Origin of the sequence: Mycobacterium innocens (assembly GCF_900566055.1) — a bacterium.
Classification (GTDB): domain Bacteria; phylum Actinomycetota; class Actinomycetes; order Mycobacteriales; family Mycobacteriaceae; genus Mycobacterium; species Mycobacterium innocens.
In genome coordinates this window covers 21647-41507 of the sequence record NZ_UPHQ01000122.1, presented here as the reverse complement: position 1 = coordinate 41507, position 19861 = coordinate 21647, and the positions used below count along the sequence as shown (strand labels likewise).

Annotated in this window: 14 protein-coding genes, 1 pseudogene and 2 riboswitches; of the genes and pseudogenes, 8 read left to right on the top strand and 7 right to left on the bottom strand. The window is 66.8% G+C overall.

Going from position 1 to position 19861, the window contains the following annotated elements:
- The first annotated feature begins 13 nt into the window (after window positions 1-13).
- The 7 genes from EET03_RS13530 (at window position 14) to EET03_RS13500 (ending at window position 11326) form a co-directional block, all read left to right on the top strand.
- Complete coding sequence (locus EET03_RS13530; protein ID WP_075542998.1) at window positions 14-964, top strand: M56 family metallopeptidase; 951 nt, start codon at window positions 14-16, stop codon at window positions 962-964.
- A gap of 119 nt (window positions 965-1083) precedes the next feature.
- On the top strand, window positions 1084-2535 hold the full coding sequence (gndA, locus tag EET03_RS13525) for an NADP-dependent phosphogluconate dehydrogenase (RefSeq protein WP_075542997.1): 1452 nt from the start codon (window positions 1084-1086) through the stop codon (window positions 2533-2535).
- Window positions 2536-2568: 33 nt separating this feature from the next.
- Window positions 2569-4005 (top strand): GuaB1 family IMP dehydrogenase-related protein, encoded by a 1437-nt coding sequence (locus tag EET03_RS13520; protein WP_075542996.1) that lies wholly within the window; start codon window positions 2569-2571, stop codon window positions 4003-4005.
- A gap of 199 nt (window positions 4006-4204) precedes the next feature.
- Window positions 4205-5587: a hemolysin family protein gene (locus EET03_RS13515; RefSeq protein ID WP_075543009.1), complete on the top strand. Its 1383-nt coding sequence runs from the start codon at window positions 4205-4207 to the stop codon at window positions 5585-5587.
- Window positions 5584-6633, top strand: coding sequence for a hemolysin family protein (locus EET03_RS13510; protein WP_075542995.1), 1050 nt, complete (start codon window positions 5584-5586; stop codon window positions 6631-6633). The genes EET03_RS13515 and EET03_RS13510 overlap by 4 nt, the downstream gene beginning before the upstream one ends.
- A gap of 293 nt (window positions 6634-6926) precedes the next feature.
- On the top strand, window positions 6927-9119 hold the full coding sequence (locus EET03_RS13505) for a malate synthase G (RefSeq protein ID WP_075542994.1): 2193 nt from the start codon (window positions 6927-6929) through the stop codon (window positions 9117-9119).
- Window positions 9120-9202: 83 nt separating this feature from the next.
- Window positions 9203-11326, top strand: coding sequence for a substrate-binding domain-containing protein (locus tag EET03_RS13500; RefSeq protein WP_075542993.1), 2124 nt, complete (start codon window positions 9203-9205; stop codon window positions 11324-11326).
- Here EET03_RS13500 and EET03_RS13495 read toward each other — a convergent pair.
- Window positions 11318-12190, bottom strand: a complete 873-nt coding sequence (locus EET03_RS13495; RefSeq protein WP_082274674.1) for an alpha/beta fold hydrolase — start codon at window positions 12188-12190, stop codon at window positions 11318-11320. The two genes, EET03_RS13500 and EET03_RS13495, sit on opposite strands and share 9 nt — an antisense overlap.
- Before the next feature lie 38 nt (window positions 12191-12228).
- Between EET03_RS13495 and EET03_RS13490 the strand changes: the two are divergent.
- Window positions 12229-13101 (top strand): annotated as a pseudogene (locus tag EET03_RS13490) (haloalkane dehalogenase).
- Window positions 13102-13126: 25 nt separating this feature from the next.
- Here EET03_RS13490 and gcvP read toward each other — a convergent pair.
- From gcvP to gcvH, 6 genes are all read right to left on the bottom strand, one after another.
- Window positions 13127-15964 carry an aminomethyl-transferring glycine dehydrogenase gene (gcvP, locus tag EET03_RS13485; protein WP_075542992.1) on the bottom strand — a complete coding sequence of 946 codons (2838 nt, stop codon included), beginning with the start codon at window positions 15962-15964 and terminating at the stop codon, window positions 13127-13129.
- Window positions 15965-15995: 31 nt separating this feature from the next.
- A riboswitch (glycine riboswitch) is annotated at window positions 15996-16118 on the bottom strand.
- Window positions 16119-16216: riboswitch (glycine riboswitch) on the bottom strand.
- A gap of 62 nt (window positions 16217-16278) precedes the next feature.
- Complete coding sequence (locus tag EET03_RS13480; RefSeq protein WP_063469883.1) at window positions 16279-16905, bottom strand: MerR family transcriptional regulator; 627 nt, start codon at window positions 16903-16905, stop codon at window positions 16279-16281.
- Between the two features lie 374 nt (window positions 16906-17279).
- A complete protein-coding gene (locus EET03_RS13470) occupies window positions 17280-17774 on the bottom strand; it encodes a bifunctional nuclease family protein (RefSeq protein ID WP_036403074.1) in 495 nt (164 codons plus the stop codon).
- 106 nt (window positions 17775-17880) lie between these two features.
- The gene (ftsR, locus tag EET03_RS13465) at window positions 17881-18624 is read right to left on the bottom strand and encodes a transcriptional regulator FtsR (RefSeq protein WP_099193534.1); all 744 of its coding nucleotides are present in this window, start codon (window positions 18622-18624) and stop codon (window positions 17881-17883) included.
- On the bottom strand, window positions 18621-19100 hold the full coding sequence (gene garA, locus EET03_RS13460; RefSeq protein ID WP_425271526.1) for a glycogen accumulation regulator GarA: 480 nt from the start codon (window positions 19098-19100) through the stop codon (window positions 18621-18623). Before garA ends, ftsR begins: the two co-directional genes overlap by 4 nt.
- Window positions 19101-19452: 352 nt before the next feature.
- The gene (gene gcvH, locus EET03_RS13455) at window positions 19453-19851 is read right to left on the bottom strand and encodes a glycine cleavage system protein GcvH (RefSeq protein WP_063469886.1); all 399 of its coding nucleotides are present in this window, start codon (window positions 19849-19851) and stop codon (window positions 19453-19455) included.
- Window positions 19852-19861: the final 10 nt, after the last annotated feature.

Genomic DNA, 19861 nt, shown 5'->3' with positions numbered 1-19861 from the left:
AGAGACTAGCAGCGTGTCCGCGCTGGCCTTCACCATCCTCGCGGTGCTGCTGGCTGGCCCGACACCAGCCTTATTGGCACGAGCGACGTGGCCGCTGCGCGCCCCGCGGGCCGCGATGGTGCTCTGGCAGGCGATAGCTCTGGCCGCGGCGCTTGCGGCGTTCAGCGCGGGCATCGCCATCGCCAGCCGGCTGCTCATGCCCGGCGCTGACGGGCGGCCTACGGCCGGTGTCCTCGACGCCCGAATCCGGCTCGGCTGGCCGTTGTGGGCGGCATATATCACCGTCTTCGCGCTGACTGTGCTGGTCGGGACCCGGCTGATGGTTGCCATAGTTCGGGTGGCCATTGCCACTCGGCGCCGTCGGGCCCATCACCGCATGGTGGTCGATCTGGTTGGAGTAGGGCACGGCGCCGCGCTGGCCGAGCCTTGCGCGCGAACCCGGGATCTGCGCGTGCTCAACGTGGCGCAACCGCTTGCCTATTGCTTGCCCGGCGTCCGTAGCCGGGTGGTGGTCAGCGAGGGAACGCTGACCACGCTGACCCACAAGGAAGTCGCCGCAATCCTCACCCACGAGCGGGCGCATCTGCGGGCCCGCCACGACCTGGTCCTGGAAGCATTCACCGCCGTACACGCGGCGTTTCCGCGGCTCGTCCGCAGCGCCAATGCGCTGCGTGCCGTGCAGCTACTGGTCGAACTGCTCGCCGACGACGCCGCGGTGCGCGCCGCCGGTCGCGCGGCGCTGGCCCGGGCCCTGGTCGCCTGCGCCTCCTCCGCTGCGCCGTCGGGTGCCCTGGCCGCCGGAGGCCCCAGCACGGTGGTACGGGTGCGGCGCCTGGCCGGGCGCGGCAACAGCCGGGCGCTATCCGTGACGGCGTATCTGGCCGCGGCCGCGGTGCTGGTCGTGCCCACCGTCGCGCTGGCCGTCCCGTGGCTCACCGAGCTGCAGCGGCTGTTCGGCATCTGACACAGGCCCAAACACCTTGGAAGACCGCGACGCCACTGTGCCACAGTGTGTCGGACCAGCCTTGCCGGACAGCTTCGGCAAGAGTTCGCCACCTGACAGGTCCGACCGAAAGGCAGCACATGAGTTCCTCGGAATCGAGCACCGCCGCCGCGCAGATCGGCGTCACCGGCCTTGCGGTGATGGGTTCGAACATCGCCCGCAACTTCGCCCGGCACGGCTACACTGTGGCGCTGCACAATCGGTCCATCGCCAAGACCGATGCGCTGCTGAAAGAGCACGGGTCCGAAGGAAAGTTCGTGCGCAGCGAAACGATTCCGGAGTTCCTGGCCGCGCTGCAAACCCCGCGCCGGGTGCTGATCATGGTCAAAGCCGGTGACCCCACCGACGCGGTGATCAACGAGCTCGCCGACGCCATGGAACCCGGCGACATCATCATCGACGGCGGCAATGCGCTCTACACCGACACCATCCGTCGCGAGAAGGCGATGCGGGAGCGCGGACTGCACTTCGTCGGCGCCGGCATCTCCGGGGGCGAAGAGGGCGCGCTGCACGGGCCGTCGATCATGCCCGGCGGGCCCGCCGAGTCGTACGAATCGCTGGGCCCGCTGCTCGAGGAGATCTCAGCGCACGTCGACGGGGTGCCGTGCTGTACCCATGTCGGTCCCGGCGGCTCCGGGCACTTCGTCAAGATGGTGCACAACGGCATCGAGTACTCCGACATGCAGCTGATCGGCGAGGCATACCAGCTGCTCCGAGACGGCTTGGGGCTGAGCGCACCGCAGATCGCCGAGGTCTTCACCGAGTGGAACAAGGGCGACCTGGACAGCTATCTGGTCGAGATCACCGCCGAGGTGTTGCGGCACAACGACGCCAAGACCGGTAAACCGCTCGTCGACGTGATCCTCGACCAGGCCGAGCAGAAAGGCACCGGGCGCTGGACCGTCAAGTCCGCCCTGGATCTGGGGGTGCCCGTGACCGGCATCGCCGAGGCGGTGTTCGCTCGTGCGCTATCGGGATCCGTGGAGCAGCGTACGGCGGCCCGCGGGCTGGCCCCCGGACGGCTCGGCGACAAGCCCGCCGATCCCGACACGTTCACCGAGAACGTCCGCCGGGCCTTGTACGCCTCCAAGATCGTGGCCTACGCGCAGGGCTTCAACCAGATCCAGGCCGGCAGCGCCGAATACGGCTGGAACATCTCCCCCGGCGACCTGGCGACCATCTGGCGGGGCGGCTGCATCATCCGGGCGAAATTCCTCAACCGCATCAAGGAAGCGTTCGACGCCGAACCCAACCTGGCCAGCTTGCTCGTCGCGCCGTATTTCCGCAGCGCGGTTGAATCGGCTATCGACAGTTGGCGGCGCGTGGCGTCCACCGCGGTGCAGCTGGGTATTCCCACGCCCGGGTTCTCGTCGGCCCTGTCGTACTACGACGCGCTGCGCACCGAGCGGCTACCTGCCGCACTCACCCAGGCCCAGCGCGACTTCTTCGGCGCACACACGTACGGGCGGATCGACGGACCGGGCAAGTTCCACACCCTGTGGGGTGCGGACCGCCGCGAAGTGCCCGCTTAGCCGGGCGTTAGGGACTCAACCAGAGGGCGAGCCATGAGGTTTCTGGACGGGCACAGACCCGGATACGACCTGACGTATGACGACGTGTTCATCATGCCGAACCGCTCGGAGGTGGCGTCGCGGTTCGACGTGGATCTATCCACAGCCGACGGTTCGGGAACCACAATTCCCGTGGTTGTCGCCAACATGACGGCGGTCGCCGGGCGTCGGATGGCCGAGACCGTGGCTCGCCGCGGCGGCATCGTGATCCTGCCGCAGGACCTGCCCGTCCCGGCGGTGCAACAGACCGTGCACTTCGTCAAGAGCCGCGACCTGGTGCTCGACACGCCGGTGACGCTGGCGCCCGACGATTCGGTATCCGACGCGATCGCGTTGATCCACAAGCGTGCGCACGGGCTCGCCGTGGTCGTCTTGGGGGGCCGCCCCATCGGTTTGGTCAGCGAATCGTCCTGCCTGGGCGTGGACCGCTTCACCCGGGTGCGCGACATCGCCGCAACGGACTTCGTGACCGCCCCGGCGGGCACCGAGCCGCGCAAGATCTTCGATCTGTTGGAGCACGCCCCCATCGATGTTGCGGTGGTCACCAGCGCCGACGGGACATTGGCGGGCGTGCTGACCCGCACCGGCGCGATCCGCGCCGGCATCTACACCCCCGCCACTGACGGCGAACGCCGACTACGGATCGGCGCGGCCCTCGGCATCACCGGCGACGTGGCCGCCAAGGCCCGTGGTCTCGCCGAAGCGGGTGTCGACGTACTGGTGATCGACACCGCGCACGGGCACCAGCTCAAGGCGCTGGATGCGATCAGGGCGGTAGCGTCGCTGGAGCTGGGTGTGCCGCTGGCGGCCGGCAACGTGGTTTCGGCCGAGGGAACCCGCGAGCTGCTGGGCGCCGGGGCGAGCATCGTCAAGGTCGGCGTCGGCCCCGGCGCCATGTGCACGACTCGGATGATGACCGGCGTCGGCCGCCCGCAGTTCTCCGCTGTGGTCGAATGCGCTGCCGCGGCAAGGCAACTCGGTGGCCATGTGTGGGCCGACGGCGGAATCCGCCATCCGCGCGATGTCGCGCTGGCGCTGGCGGCCGGTGCGTCGAACGTGATGATCGGATCGTGGTTCGCCGGCACCTACGAGTCTCCGGGTGACCTGATGCGAGACCGCGAAAACCAGCCGTACAAGGAGAGCTACGGCATGGCGTCCAAACGGGCGGTGGTAGCCCGGACCACCACCGACAGCGCATTCGACCGAGCCCGAAAGGCGCTGTTCGACGAAGGTATCTCGACCTCGCGGATGGGGCTCGACCCTGATCGCGGCGGTGTCGAGGACCTGATCGACCACATCACCTCCGGCGTGCGCAGCACCTGCACCTATGTCGGTGCCGCCAACCTGGCGGAGTTGCATGAGCGTGCGGTGATCGGTGTTCAGTCGGCGGCGGGCTTCGCCGAAGGCCATCCGCTGCCCACCGGCTGGTGAGTGCGATCACCGGCGGCGGGCACTGATTCGTGCCGAACGGTTTCGCTACGATATGGGATTCAGTCCCGCGACGCCGCGCCGCGGGATCGAGCGAAAGGGATGACGTGCCGCAGGCACCCGTCGGAGCCGTAGGCTTCGGGGGCGGGCCACGCCCGGCGTCGGAGTGGGCTGCGGCGACATCACGACCACCGGGCCGCCCATGATGTTCGCCGGCACCGCCGTCAGCATCGTCGCCATCTTGGCGCTGACCTTCGGCACCGCGGTGTTCGTCGCGGCGGAATTCTCGCTGACCGCGCTGGACCGCAGCACCGTCGATGCGAACGCCCGCGGTGGCGGCACCCGCGACCGGTTCATCCAGCGGGCGCATCGCCGGCTGTCGTTCCAGCTGTCCGGCGCCCAGTTGGGCATCTCCATTACCACGCTGGCGACCGGCTACCTGACCGAACCCCTGGTGGGCGATCTCCCGCATCCGGCGCTGACCCGGATCGGAATCTCCGATCAGATGTCGGACGCGGTCACGGCGTTCCTGGTGCTGGTGGTGGTGACATCGCTGTCGATGGTGTTCGGCGAACTGGTCCCCAAATACCTTGCCTTGGCACGCCCGCTGCGAACCGCACGCGCCGTCGTGCTTCCTCAATGGCTGTTCTCGGCGCTGTTCACGCCGGCGATCCGGCTGACCAACGGAGCGGCGAACTGGATCATGCGCCAACTCGGGATCGAGCCGGCCGAGGAACTGCGCTCGGCGCGCACCCCACAGGAGCTGGTGTCGCTGGTGCGCGCCTCGGCTCGCCGCGGCTCGCTCGACGACGCGACCGCATCGCTGATGCGCAGGTCCCTGCAGTTCGGCGCCCTGACGGCAGAGGAGCTGATGACGCCGCGATCGAAGATCGTGGCGCTGCAGATCGACGACACCATCGCCGACATGGTCGCAGCCGTCGCGGCATCCGGTTTCTCGCGGTTCCCGATTGTCCGCGGTGACCTGGACGAAACGGTCGGCATCGTGCACGTCAAGCAGGCGTTCGAAGTCGCGTCTGCCGATCGCCCGCACACCCGACTGACCACCGTCGCCCAGCCGGTTGCGGTGGTGCCGTCGACCCTGGACGGCGATGCGGTGATGGCCGAGATTCGTGCCAATCCGTTGCAGACCGTGATGGTTGTCGACGAGTACGGCGGCACTGCGGGCATGGTCACCCTGGAGGACCTGATCGAAGAAATCGTCGGCGACGTCCGCGATGAACACGACGACGCGACACCCGATGTGGTCGCGGCCGGTACCGGATGGCGGGTATCGGGTCTGCTTCGCATCGATGAGGTGGCGATCGCCACCGGCTACCGCGCGCCGGAGGGCCCCTACGAGACGATCGGTGGGTTGGTGCTGCGCGAGCTCGGACACATCCCGGTGGCCGGCGAGTCGGTCGACCTTCCCGCGTTGGACGTCGACCGCCTGCCGGATGAGTCGGTGTGCTGGCGGGCCAGGGTGGTGCAGATGGACGGCCGCCGGATCGACCTGCTTGAACTGACCGAACTGCGCGGTCACCCGGAAGGGCACCATGAACACGGCGCAAGGCGTGGTGGGCGATGAACCCCATGCTGGCCGTGGTGTTGGCGATCCTGCTGATCGGCGCCAACGCGTTTTTCGTCGGCGCGGAGTTCGCGCTGATATCGGCCCGTCGAGACCGCTTGGAAGCGTTGGCCGAGCAGGGCCGGACGAGTGCGGTCACCGTCATCCGGGCCGGCGAACGGCTCCCCTCGATGCTGGCCGGTGCCCAGCTGGGCGTCACGGTGTCCTCGCTGCTGCTCGGGCGCATCGGCGAGCCGGCGGTGGCCGAGTTGCTGCAGACGTCGTTCGGGCTGGCCGGGTTGCATCCGCGGTTGCTGCACACGTTGTCCTTCGTGGTGGCGCTGGCCATTGTGGTGACGCTGCACGTGCTGCTCGGTGAGATGGTGCCGAAGAACATCGCGCTAGCCGGCCCGGAACGGACGGCGATGTTGCTGGTCCCGATCTACCTGCCCTACGTGCGCGCCGCGCGTCCGGTCATCGTCGTGTACAACAAGGTCGCCAATGCGATACTGCGTGCGCTCGGGGTGGAGCCCAAAGATGAACTCGACATCACGGTTTCCACGGTGGAGCTCTCGGAGATGATCGCCGAATCGGTCTCCGAAGGTTTGCTGGATCCTGAGGAGCACACCCGGCTGACGCGCGCGCTTCGGATCCGCACCCGGGTGGTCGCCGATGTCGCGATTCCGGTGTCCGACATTCGGTCCGTGCCGGTGGCGGCGGTGGGATCGGGCCCGACGGTCGGCGCGGTCGAACAGGCGCTGGCCCAGACCGGCTTCTCGCGGTTCCCGGTGGTGGATCACGGCACATTCATCGGGTACGTGCACATCAAGGACGTATTGGCGCTGGGCGAAGACGCCCACACCGTGATCAAGGCGGACATGGTGCGCCCGCTGCCGCAGGTTCCCAAGGCACTGCCGCTGGCCGATGCCTTGTCGAGGATGCGTCGCAGCAACAGTCACCTGGCTTTGGTAACTTCCGACGACGGCACCGTGGTCGGGATGGTGGCGCTCGAGGATCTGGTGGACGACTTGGTCGGCACCATGCGCGACCAGCGAAACCGCGACTGACCAGACCGCTGACCGGTACCGCAACATGGGCCCGGGATGATCGGCGGCCGAGGCGCCCGCCGCGCCCAGACAGCGCGAAAATGCCGCGAAAATGCGTTGCCAGAGCCCGGCTGGCCGGGCCGGCTGCCTACCGGCGGCGGGGCTTTGGGCGCGCCGTGACCTGCCCTTGCGGTTGGCCCGATAGGCTCGTCAGGCTACCGATCGGTAGGCTGAGGGCCGTAGCCAGTGAGAAGCCAGTGGGGCCCAAGTACCGGCAAGTACCGCCGAGTACCGGCCAATTTTGGAGGAGAACCATGACAGACCGCGTGCCGGCGGGGAACCTGCGCGTCGCTCGAGTGCTCTACGACTTCGTGAACAACGAGGCCCTGCCCGGCACCGGACTGGACCCGGACAGCTTCTGGGCCGGCGTCGACAAAGTGGTCACCGACCTCACCCCGCAGAACCAGGAATTGCTCAAGGTCAGAGATGAGCTGCAGGCCCAGATCGACAAGTGGCATCGGCATCGGGTGATCGAGCCGCTGGACCCCGAGGCTTACCGGCAGTTCCTCACCGACATCGGATATCTGCTGCCCGAACCCGAGGATTTCACCATCACCACCTCGGGGGTTGACGACGAGATCACCACGACCGCCGGCCCGCAACTGGTGGTGCCCGTACTCAACGCGCGCTTCGCGCTGAATGCGGCCAATGCCCGTTGGGGCTCGCTGTACGACGCGTTGTACGGCACCGACGTCATCCCGGAAGGCGACGGGGCCGAAAAGGGCACCAGCTACAACAAGGTTCGCGGCGACAAGGTGATCGCCTACGCACGCAAGTTCCTCGACGACAGCGTGCCGCTGTCCGCGGGCTCTTACGCCGATGCCACGGGCTTCACGGTGGAAGACGGCCAACTGGTGGTTGCCCTGGGGGACTTGTCGTCAGGACTGGCCGACCCCGGTCAGTTTGCCGGGTACACCGGCGCGGCTGAGGCCCCGACTTCGGTGCTGCTGGCCAACCACGGGTTGCATATCGAGATCTTGATCGACCCGGAGTCGCCGATTGGCGCCACCGACCGCGCGGGGGTCAAGGACGTGGTTCTGGAGTCGGCGGTGACCACGATCATGGACTTCGAGGATTCGGTGGCCGCCGTCGATGCGGACGACAAAGTGCTCGGGTACCGCAACTGGCTCGGCCTGAACAAGGGTGACCTGGCCGAGCAGGTCACCAAGGACGGCAAAACCTTCACCCGGGTACTCAACCAGGACCGCACCTACACCACACCCGACGGCGGCGAGCTCACCCTGCCCGGCCGCAGCCTGCTATTCGTCCGAAATGTCGGTCACCTGATGACCAACGACGCGATCGTTGTCAGTGACGGCAGTGGTGACGAGAAAGAGGTGTTCGAGGGCATCATGGATGCCCTGCTCACCGGCCTGATCGCGATCCATGGGCTGCGGGCTGGCGAGGCCAACGGCCCCTTGACCAATAGCCGAACCGGCTCCATCTACATCGTCAAGCCCAAGATGCACGGGCCGGCCGAGGTGGCCTTCACCTGCGAGCTGTTCAGCCGGGTGGAAGACGTGCTGGGCTTGCCGCAAGGCACCATGAAGGTCGGCATCATGGACGAAGAACGCCGCACCACCGTGAACCTCAAGGCTTGTATCAAAGCCGCAGCCGACCGAGTCGTCTTCATCAACACCGGGTTCCTGGACCGCACCGGCGACGAGATTCACACGTCGATGGAAGCCGGTCCGATGATCCGCAAAGGTGCGATGAAGAACACCACCTGGATCAAGGCCTACGAGGACGCCAACGTCGACATCGGGCTGGCCGCCGGCTTCACCGGCAAGGCTCAGATCGGCAAGGGCATGTGGGCGATGACCGAGCTGATGGCCGACATGGTCGAGCAGAAGATCGCCCAGCCCAAGGCCGGCGCCACCACCGCGTGGGTGCCCTCCCCGACGGCGGCCACCCTGCACGCGATGCACTACCACCAAGTGGATGTGTTCGCCGTGCAGAAAGAACTGCAGGGCAAGACCCGCACCACCATCGATCAGCTGCTGACCATTCCGCTGGCCAAGGAGCTGGCCTGGGCGCCCGAGGAGATCCGCGAGGAACTCGACAACAACTGCCAGTCCATCCTTGGCTACGTGGTGCGCTGGATCGACCAGGGCGTGGGCTGTTCGAAGGTGCCCGACATCCACAACGTGGCGCTCATGGAGGACCGCGCCACCCTGCGGATCTCGAGTCAGCTGCTGGCCAACTGGCTGCGACACGGCGTGATCACCAGCGAAGACGTCCGGGCCAGCCTGGAGCGGATGGCGCCATTGGTGGACAAGCAGAACGCCGGTGACCCCGCGTACCACCCGATGGCGCCGGGTTTCGATGACAGCATCGCGTTCTTGGCCGCTCAGGACCTGATCCTGTCCGGGGCGCAGCAGCCCAACGGTTACACCGAGCCGATCCTGCATCGCCGTCGTCGGGAACTCAAGGCGCAGCGCGGGTGACCATCAGAACCCACTGGAAACAGTCGCTGGCTCATTCCTGGTCGACACTGGACAATCTTCGACGGAGAGGACGCTGACACCAAATGGGTAGGCACAGTTTGCCCGACCCTGAGGATTCCGCTGACGAACCGCCTGACGAATACGCCGCGGAGCAGCAAGACTGGGCCGACCAGTTAGCCGATCAGCCCGGTGGTGGCAGGCATCCAGACGTCGGGTATCCCGGGTCGGCCGAGCCGTCGGCCGTCGAACCTCCGAGCGGCCGAGGCTACGCCGATCGGGCCTATTGGAGCGAAGGCGATCTTTCCGACGGGGCTCGATACACCGACGCGGGTGACGCCGATTATTCGGCCCACGGCGCAGATGAATACCCCGACTTCGGTTCCGGCCCGGCAGGTGAGGAGCCGCCGAGTCCCGAATCGGCGGCGGCTCCCCCACAACCACCATTCCGCACCGCCGGCCATCGAGGGCTGGGCAACTGGCAGGGCGGCCACCGCAGCGCAGACGGATGGCGCGGAGTCAGCATCGGCGTGATCGTGGCCCTCGTCGCGGTCGTGGTGGTGGTAGCCGGGGTGATCGTGTGGCGCTTCTTCGGCGACGCGTTGTACCACCGCTCCCGCACTGCCGCAGCACGCTGTGTGGGCGGCAAGGACACCGTCGCCGTCATCGCCGACCCGACGATCGCCGAGCGGGTCAAGGAGTTCGCCGACGGCTACAACGCGTCGGCCGGCCCGGTCGGGGACAAGTGCGTGACGGTGGCCGTCAAGGCCGCCGATTCCGACGCCGTCATCGCCGGTTTCATCGGCAAATGGCCACCCGAACTGGGTGGCCAGCCCGGACTGTGGATCCCCGGCAGCTCCGTCTCTGCAGCGCGCCTGTCCGCGGCCACCGGTAAGCAGACCATCAGCGACAGCCGTTCACTGGCGACCTCACCAGTGCTGCTCGCTATCCGCCCCGAGCTACAGCAGCCGCTGTCAAACCAGAACTGGGCAGCGCTACCGCAGCTGCAGGCCAACCCGAACTCGATGGCCGCGTTGAACCTGCCGTCCTGGGGTTCGCTGCGTCTGGCAATGCCCGTCGCCGGTAACGGGGATGCCGCATTGTTGGCCGGCGAGGCGATCGCGGTCGCATCGGCGCCGCCGGGAGCACCGCCGACCGCCGGAAGCGGCGCAGTGCGCACGTTGATGGCGGCCCAGCCCAAGCTGGCCGACGCATCCTTGACCGAGGCGATGAACACGCTGGTCAAATCCGGCGACGCCGCGGCGGCGCCGGTGCACGCAGTGGTCACCACCGAGCAGCAGTTGTTCCAGCGTGCTCAGTCACTGTCGGACGCAAAGAAGATTTTGAGCTCCTGGCTGCCCCCCGGGCCGGTTGCGATCGCCGACTACCCGGCGGTACTGCTCAACGGCTCGTGGCTGTCGCAGGAGCAGACCACGGCGGCCAGCGCCTTCGCCCGCTACCTGCACAAGCCCGACCAACTGGCGAAGCTGGCCAAAGCCGGCTTCCGGGTCAACGGCGTCAAGCCGCCGAGCAGCCCGGTCACGAGTTTCGCGGCGCTGGCCGCCCCGCTGTCGATCGGTGACGACGGAATGCGCGCCACCCTGGCCGACACCATGGCCACACCGTCGATCGGCGTAGCCGCAACCATCATGCTCGACCAGTCGATGCCCACCGATGATGGCGGCAAGACGCGTCTGGCCAACGTTGTCGCGGCGCTTCAAAGCCGACTGAAGACGCTACCGCCCAGCGCGGTGATCGGCTTGTGGACATTCGACGGCCACGAGGGTCGCAGCGAGGTGCCGATGGGACCGCTGGCCGACCCCGTCAACGGCCAGCCCCGCTCGGCGGCACTGATCGCCGCGCTGGACAAGCAGTACTCGTCGGGCGGCGGCGCGGTGTCGTTCACCACGCTGCGGATGATCTACCAGGAGGTGCAGGCCAACTTCCGTGCCGGTCAAGCCAATTCGATCCTGGTGATCACCGGGGGGCCGCACACCGACCAAACCCTCGACGGGCCGGGACTGCAGGACTTCATCCGCACCAGCGCCGACCCGGCGAAACCCATCGCGGTCAACATCATCGATTTCGGCGCCGACCCGGACCGGTCAACCTGGGAAGCCGTCGCGCAGCTCAGCGGTGGCAGTTACCAGAACCTGGCGACGTCGGCCGGCCCCGACCTCGCGACCGCACTCAGCATCTTTCTAAGCTGAATCCACCAGCAACGACAGCGCCGCCCCGGCATACGCCCGGGGATCCTCCAGCTGCGGATAATGGCCCAAGCCGGGCAGTTCGACGACGGCGGCGTGCGGGCGCAGGTCCCGTAATCCGTTGAGCACGTTGGTCGTTGCCACCGGATCGGCAAGTCCCCAGACAAACCCCAGTGGTTTGGGCCAGTCGCGTACGGCGCCGTGCCAGCGCGCCCCATAGCGCACCCGCTCTTCGAGATAGCTGATCAGCAGGTGAGGTATCCGATGACCGTCGCGGTAGGACAGTAGCTCCCACTGGGCCTCGGCTTCCCCAGCCGACAGCGGGTGCCCGGCGGAAAACAACGTGCCAAAACTGCGCCGGAAGCGGCCGCGGGTGACCAATCGGGCCGCGACGGGCCCCAGCGGGCCGCGCAGCACCTTCTGGATCGGCCGCAGACTGGCCCGCTCCAGGATCACGCTGCCGTTGCTCAGCACTGCGCGGCGCAGATCGAACGGCAGGCGTCCGTCCAGGTCCCGGGCGAGCAGTTCGGTGGTCACCGACGTGCCCATGTCATGCGCCAGCACCACCACCGGGCCGGTGGTGGTGCTGGCAACTACGGCCTGCACCAGATCGGCCTGCTCCAGCAGGCTGTAGCGGTGCGGGCGAGGCTTGTCGGACAAACCGAAACCGAGGAAATCCATCGTCACCCACGCCTGCCCAGCAAGGTGCGGAATGACCTCCCGAAAGTCGAATGAACTGGACGGATAGCCGTGCAACAGCAAGACGGTCGGCGCGTTGCCCGGCCCTGATCGGACGAACACCTTGCCCGTGGCGGTGTGCAGCCAGCGACCGCCATCACGCCAGGCTCGAACACTCGGTGATGTCACCCCTCCGACATACCATCGTGAGCGACCAAAGGAGCGTAATGAGCCCGCATTTCAACCCGGTTTTCACCCCCGATCCCCAGCTGTATCCGTTCCAGTCGCGCTGGTTCGACAGCTCGCACGGGCGGATGCACTACGTCGACGAGGGAGACGGGCCACCGATCCTGCTGTGCCACGGCAACCCGACCTGGAGCTTCCTGTACCGCAACATCATCGTGGCCCTGCGGGACCGGTTCCGTTGTATCGCACCGGATTATCTCGGCTTCGGCCTGTAAGAGCGCCCCGCGGCGTTCGGCTACCGGATCGACGACCACGCGCGGGTGGTCGGTGAATTCGTCGACCACCTCGGTCTCGACGGTCACCTCACAATGGGTCAGGACTGGGGTGGGCCGATCGGTATGGCGGTATCGGTCGAGCGAGCGGACCGGGTGCGTGGAGTCGTCTTGGGCAACACCTGGTTCTGGCCGGCGGACACCCTGACGATGAAGATGTTCAGCAGGGTGATGTCCAGTCCGCCGCTGCAGTACGCGATCGTGCAGCGCAATTTCTTTGTGGAGCGGTTGATTCCGGCCGGGACCGAGCACCGCCCCGGCCCCGCGGTGATGGAGCACTACCGGGCCGTTCAGGCCGGCCCCGCGGACCGGCCGGGGGTGGCGAGGATGCCCAAGGAAATCCTGGCCGCCCGCCCGTTGCTGGCGCGGCTGGCCCGCGACGTGCCGGTCAAACTCGGCGCCAAACCCGCGCTATTCGTTTGGGGTATGAAAGATTTCGCATTCCGGCCCGGCCCATGCCTGCCGCGGATGCGCGCCGCATTCCCCGATCATGTCCTCGTCGAGTTGCCCAACGCCAAGCACTTCATTCAAGAAGACGCGCCGCAGGAGATCGCCGCCGCGATCATCGAGCGCTTCGGCTGAGACCTCGGGCTCAGCTCGAGCTGGGCTAGGCAAACGCCTCCACCGGAGGACACGAGCACACCAGGTTGCGGTCGCCGTAGGCACCGTCGATCCGGCGCACCGGCGGCCAGACCTTGGGCCGAAACCCGGCGCCCAGCGGATAGGCGGCCTCTTCCCGGGTGTACGGGTGGTCCCAGTCGGCCACCAGCAGGCACTCGGCGGTATGCGGCGCGCCCCGCAACGGATTGTCGTCCACCGGCCACTGGCCGGCCCCGACTCGGTCGATCTCGGCGCGGATGCTGATCATGGCTTCGCAGAATGCGTCGACCTCGGCCAGACTCTCACTCTCGGTCGGTTCCACCATCAGCGTTCCGGCCACCGGGAAGCTCATTGTCGGCGCGTGGAAACCGTAGTCCGCCAACCGTTTTGCGACGTCGTCGACCGTGACTCCGGTTGCCTTGGTGACGGCGCGCAGGTCCAGGATGCACTCGTGGGCGACCATGCCGTTCTCGCCGGTGTAGAGCACCGGGAAATACTCGTCGAGGCGCCGGGCGATGTAGTTGGCCGACGCGATCGCGTTCAGCGATGCCGCCCGCAGACCGTCCGCGCCCATCATCCGGATGTAGGCCCAGGTAATCGGCAGGATCGACGCCGAGCCGTAGGGCGCCGACGACACCGGGTGTCCCGGGGGCAATTCAGGTGCGAACGGGTGGCCCGGTAGGAACGGGGCCAAATGCGAGCGCACCGCGACAGGTCCCACTCCCGGGCCGCCGCCGCCGTGCGGAATGCAGAACGTCTTGTGCAGATTCAGATGGCTGACGTCACCGCCGAACTTGCCCGGCCGGGCCAGGCCGACCAGCGCGTTGAGATTCGCCCCGTCGACATACACCTGGCCGCCGGCGTCGTGCACCGCCGCGCAGATGTCGGCGATGTCGTGCTCGTAGACGCCGTGCGTGGACGGGTAGGTGATCATCAGGGCCGACAGCCGGTCCGCATGGTCCCTAACCTTGGCGCGCAGGTCGTCGAGGTCGACGTCACCGGCCCGACTAGCCTCTTCGTGGCATCGGACAACGACGACCTTCATTCCGGCCAGCGCGGCCGAGGCGGCGTTGGTGCCGTGCGCGCTGGACGGGATCAGGCAGATGTCACGGTGCGACTCGCCGCGGCTGGCGTGGTAGTCGTGGATCGCCAACAGACCGGCGTACTCCCCCTGTGAACCCGCGTTGGGCTGCAGGGAGACCGCGTCGTAGCCGGTGATCGCGACCAGCCAGCTCTCCAGGTCGGCGATCAGCCGGTGCAACCCGGGTGTGTCCGACGCCGGTGCGAAAGGGTGCTGGCGCGCGAACTCCGGCCAGGTGATCGACTCCATCTCCGCGGCGGCATTGAGCTTCATCGTGCATGAGCCGAGCGGAATCATGCTGCGGTCCAAGGCGATATCTTTGTCCGCCAGCGTTCGCAGGTAGCGCGTCATTGCGGTTTCGGTGTGGTATTGCGTGAACGCCGAGTGAGTCAGGAACTCCGAGGTGCGGTTGGCGATCCCCGCGCACACCGGCTCGGCTGGCTCCACCCCGAAGGCCTGCAGCACCGCGGCCACATGCTCGTCGGTCGTGGTTTCGTCGCAGGCCACCGACACGTGGTCGGCGTCGACCCGCCATAGGTTGATGCCGTTGGCCTTGGCCGCGGCCAGCACCTGGTCGGCGCGTCCAGGCACTCGCGCCAGCACGGTGTCGAAAAACCGGTGGTGCACCAGCGCATCGCCGAGCGCAGCGGCGATAGTTTCGGCATGGGCATGCACCCGCCGCGCGATGGCGGTCAGCCCCGCGGCGCCGTGGTAGCTGGCGTACATCGCGGCCATCACCGCCAGCAGAACCTGCGCGGTGCAGATATTGCTGGTCGCCTTGTCGCGCCGGATGTGCTGCTCGCGGGTTTGCAGCGCCAGCCGATAGGCCGGGTTACCGTCACCGTCGACGGACACCCCCACCAGGCGTCCGGGCAACTGCCGGGCATGCTTGGCGTGCACGGACAGATATCCCGCATGCGGACCGCCGAATCCCGTTGGCACCCCAAAACGTTGGGTGGTTCCGAACGCTACGTCGGCGCCGATCTCACCGGGTGGGGTGATCAACGTCAGCGCCAACAGGTCGGCGCCGATGGCCACCAGCGCGCCACGGTCGTGGGCCTGCTGCACCAGAGCGGTCCAGTCGGTGATCCGGCCGCTGGCCCCGGGCACCTGGGCGATAACGCCGAACAACTCCCCCTCTGGAAGACCATTGCGCAGATCGGCGGTGACGATCTCGATGCCCAACGGCTTGGCGCGGGTGGCCAATACGGCGGCGGTTTGAGTGAACACATCGACGTCGACGGCCAGCCGGTTCGACCGGCTGCGGGTGGCGCGGTGCATCAGCGTCATGGCTTCGGCGGCGGCGGTGCCCTCGTCGAGCATCGACGCGTTGGCGATCTCGAGGCCGGTGAGGTCGGTGATCATCGTCTGGAAATTGAGCAGCGCTTCCAGGCGCCCCTGACTGATCTCGGGTTGGTAGGGCGTGTAAGCCGTATACCAGGCCGGGTTCTCCATGATGTTGCGCAGCAGCACGGCCGGGGTAAACGTGTCGTAGTAGCCCTGCCCGATCATCGACACCGCGACGGTGTTGGCGTCGGCCAGTGCCCGCAGCTCGGCCAGCGCCTCGGCCTCGCTGGCGGCCGGCGGCAGCCGGTCCAGGCCCGGTGCGGCACCGGCGTCGGTGAGGGTGTCGAGGATGCCGGCGGGAACCGCTTTGGATGCCAAGTCGTCGAGCGTGTCGACACCGATGACCGCCAGCATCGTCGTGATGGCGTCGTGGTCCAGCCCGATGTGGCGGTCTGCGAACGTCGAATGGTCGGACACGGTGAACTCCTGAAGGGCAAGGGACTAGCGGCCCTCTCCCTCTGTCTTCACCTGTGCACCAGGCGCCTGAGAGATTCGGCGCCATGGCTGCGGGCGCCTTTCCCCATCGGCGGGTGAGGACCCCATGGGTCGTCACCGCTTTCCAGAGGCATCGTTGTCCGGCGCGGTCCGGGTGCCTGAGAGGTTGACGGAGAGGTGTTGCTCCTTCGGCGTCCGTAGCTGGCGGCCACGGAACTCTCCCGCGCGAGGGCGATGCGGAAACCAGTTTACTCGGCTCGCCGATCGCTGCCGCGACAGCGCATGCCCGGCCCGTGCTAGCCGATCTTGCGATCGCGCTGCTTGCGGCGCGAAGCGAGCTCGTCTTCCGGAGCGGAAATGGATTCACCGCCGTCGGCGCGTTCACCGTGAAATTCGGCAATGACGCCGGTCAGCTCCCGCATCGCGCCCGAGACGGCGATACCGAAAACACCCTGGCCGCCCTGGAGAAGGTCGACGACTTCCTCGGCGGAGGTGCATTCATACACCGTCGTGCCGTCGGAGAACAAGGTGATGTTGGCCAGGTCCTGGACGCCACGCTGGCGCAGGTGGTCGACGGCAACCCGGATGTTGTGCAGCGAGATGCCGGTATCGAGCAACCGCTTGACGATCTTGAGAACCAGAATGTCCTTGAACGAGTAGAGCCGCTGGCTTCCCGATCCTGCCGCACTGCGGATCGAGGGGACAACCAGCGACGTGCGCGCCCAATAGTCGAGTTGGCGGTAGGTGATGCCGGCGATTTGACAGGCACTCGGTCCGCGATAGCCGACCAGCTCATCGGGCACCGAATCGTCGGGAAACAGCCCCGGCTGAACGGGTTCGGTCGCGGCGCCTTGAGCACCATGGGCCGCGGTAGTCGCGTGGTCTGCAAGATCGAGCTGTTCTTGACGTGGCCGTTCGCTCACGTTGCTTCCTCTCGCCGATCGCGCTCTTGTCACTAGCTGCGTCATTGGCTGCCTCGGCAACCATGTTTGCTCAGGTCCGAGTGCTTGTGAGCATACGCTGTTGGACTGTTTTGGTGCGCCAGTTGATCATCAAGTCGTCATCAAAGTATCGCTGTTGTCTGACCCGCAGGGCGCCATCCGCAAGGCGTGTCGAGCCCGCATCGCGTGAGATGAGACGCATCCGTGATGTAGCCGACTCAACCGCGAGGTGGTCGCTGCTGTGCATGCCGCCGGGTCAGGTCGCATTGCCCGACGATCTCCGCCACAGGTGTGGGTGTCGCCTGCCCGCCGGTGAGTGGCCGGCCACGCCCACGGGTGCGCACGTTGTCGACAAGCTAGGTGGCCTTGAAATCGTCGGGTGACACGCTGTCGAGGAATTCTTTGAACTTCTCAACCTCGTCCTCGCGGACCGCACTGCTGGCTTCTTCGTCGCTCTCGTCGGGGATCAGCAACCCGGCCTGGGCCAGCACGGCCTCCTCGACATAGATCGGTACTCCGACGCGCAGCGCGATCGCCACCGAGTCGGAGGGACGAGCCGACACCTTGATATCGCGGTCAAAGATCAGATCCGCGTAAAACGTGCCTTCGTGCAGGTCGACGATACGCACCTCCTTGAGCGAATGCCCAAGTGCGGCAATGACATCCCGGATCAGGTCATGCGTCAGCGGTCGGGGAGGCTCGACGCCTTGCTGCTCGAGCGCAATGGCGGCCGCCTCCGACTGGCCGATCCAGATCGGCAGATAGCGGTCACCGTCGGCCTCGCGCAGTAACAGCACCGGCTGGTTTTGCGGTTGCTCGACGCGAATGCCGACAACGCGAACTTCACCCATCTGTGTCTGCCCTCCGCCATGCCGCCGTTTCCGTTCAGCGCGGCGACGCGGTGAGTACGCTCCTTGCCGCGTCGTCGAATACACGCTGTCGAGGAAAGTCTAATCCTCAGCGATGCAGAACGTCGCGTACCGCGGACTTGATCAACGAGGTGTGCAAAGTAATCGAAAGCGCGGCGACCTCTCGGGCTAAGTCGTCGGCGCGGTCACGGGCTCCGGCCTTGTCCGCCTTGACCAACGGGCCGGCGATCTGGGCGATCAGGTCGGACTGACGATCGGCCGCGGAGCGAAATGCGCGCAGGTGCCTCGGCTCCACACCGTAATCGGCGAGTGCGCGCGCACATTGCAGGATGACGACCGCGTGCTCGTCGAAGAAGCCGCCCGGGCCGGTTTTTATCACTCCGGCTTTCAAGAGGGCAGTCAGCAGGTCGTCGTCGACTCCGGAGCGGTGCAGGAGGTCTTCCCGGCTGAGTCGAATGCGGGTCGGCGACACCGCCGCCGCGTCGGACCCCGTGCCGGCGGTGCCGTCGTCGCTTACCGGGACCAATCGCGGTACGCCATAAGGGGATCCGAACGGTGGCAGCTCACCGTCGGGCTGAGCGTCCAATTGCGCCCTGATCACCTTGAGCGGCAGGTAATGATCCCGCTGGGCGGTGAGGATGAACCGCAGCCGCGCACAGTCGTACGCGGTGAACCTCCGGTAACCCGATGCGGCGCGCTGCGGCGTCACCAGCCCCTCGGCCTCCAGAAACCGAATCTTGGAGATCGTGACATCGGGAAAATCCGGTCGCAGCAGCTCCAAGACTGCGCCGATCGACATCCCGGCCAGGGCGGGGCTATCCGGTGCGCTCACCGGCTTCCGGCGCCACCGTCGTCGTCACCTTGCTTGGGTCCGGTCAAGAAAACCAAGCGGAATTTGCCGATCTGAACCTCGTCGCCGTTTGCCAGCACGGCCGAGTCCACCGGCTCACGGTTGACGTACGTGCCGTTCAGGCTTCCGACGTCGACGACGCTGAACTCGTTGCCGTCCAACCGGAATTCGGCGTGGCGACGACTCACCGTGACATCGTCGAGAAAGATGTCGCTGTCGGGATGCCGGCCGGCGGATGTGATGGGCTGATCGAGCAGAAAGCGCGACCCTGCATTGGGTCCCCGTTTGACGACCAGCAACGCCGAGCCCGCCGGAAGGCCTTCCACCCCGGATACTGCGCTCTCGGTTCCCGCCTGTGCGGGAGCGTCCAGTTCGCTGAGGAAGTCGGCGCGGAAGACTGAGGTGGTCTCCACGGTGACTTCGTCAGATGTCTGGTCCTGCTCTCGTTCTGCGTCCATGTCCGTCACCCGCTGCTCCTCACTGGCCGCTGTGGCGTTGTTCGACCGGGCCGATCGGCCGGTGCCTCCCTTGGATTTACCGCCCGTATTACCTTTACTGCTTCTCGTACTGCATCTCGTACTGCTTCACGTGCCTGCCAACGGCGTCTGACGCTGATATCTCGACCGTACCCCGCATGTGTCGGCCTCGGGGCGGCGACGTGCTCACCACTGCAGGATCGTAAGCCCCACACCGCGCCTTCTCCTAGGCCTTCTCGGAGGCCTTCGCTGAGGCCTTCTCGGAAGCCTTCTCGGAAGCCCATAGCACGGTCCGCATTGTGGGCGCACCCGCCGGCAGGGACCTTAGCAACCGTCATTCGGTTATGGTGCCGCGGTAGGCCCCGACGTCGAGCAGGGCCGCCAAGGCTGCTTCCACGGCGGCGGGGCTTTCGACCTGAAGATCCAGCAGCCAGCCGTCGCCATACGGGTCTGAGTTCACCAACTGTGGTGTGCCTTCCAGATCGCTGTTGACCGCAGCGACCTTGCCGGATACCGGCGCGTACAGGTCCGACACCGATTTCGTCGATTCCACCTCGCCGAAGGATTCCCCCGCGGTCACCTCATCGCCCACGGCCGGCAACTGAACGAAGACGACGTCGCCCAGCGCGGACTGCGCGAAGTCGGTGATCCCGACCCGCACGGTGTCGTCCGCGATGCGGCGAACCCACTCGTGTTCGGCGGTGTAGTGCAGATCGGGTGGGATATCGCTCACGGTAATCCTG

What these genes read in the sequence shown, in the direction of transcription:
- EET03_RS13470 (WP_036403074.1), bottom strand. Translation starts at nt 17,774, where the DNA reads ATGGGTGAAGTTCGCGTTGTCGGCATTCGCGTCGAGCAACCGCAAAAC.
- EET03_RS13505 (WP_075542994.1), top strand. Translation starts at nt 6,927, where the DNA reads ATGACAGACCGCGTGCCGGCGGGGAACCTGCGCGTCGCTCGAGTGCTC.
- EET03_RS13515 (WP_075543009.1), top strand. Translation starts at nt 4,205, where the DNA reads ATGATGTTCGCCGGCACCGCCGTCAGCATCGTCGCCATCTTGGCGCTG.
- EET03_RS13520 (WP_075542996.1), top strand. Translation starts at nt 2,569, where the DNA reads ATGAGGTTTCTGGACGGGCACAGACCCGGATACGACCTGACGTATGAC.
- garA (WP_425271526.1), bottom strand. Translation starts at nt 19,100, where the DNA reads ATGGACGCAGAACGAGAGCAGGACCAGACATCTGACGAAGTCACCGTG.
- EET03_RS13510 (WP_075542995.1), top strand. Translation starts at nt 5,584, where the DNA reads ATGAACCCCATGCTGGCCGTGGTGTTGGCGATCCTGCTGATCGGCGCC.
- gndA (WP_075542997.1), top strand. Translation starts at nt 1,084, where the DNA reads ATGAGTTCCTCGGAATCGAGCACCGCCGCCGCGCAGATCGGCGTCACC.
- EET03_RS13500 (WP_075542993.1), top strand. Translation starts at nt 9,203, where the DNA reads ATGGGTAGGCACAGTTTGCCCGACCCTGAGGATTCCGCTGACGAACCG.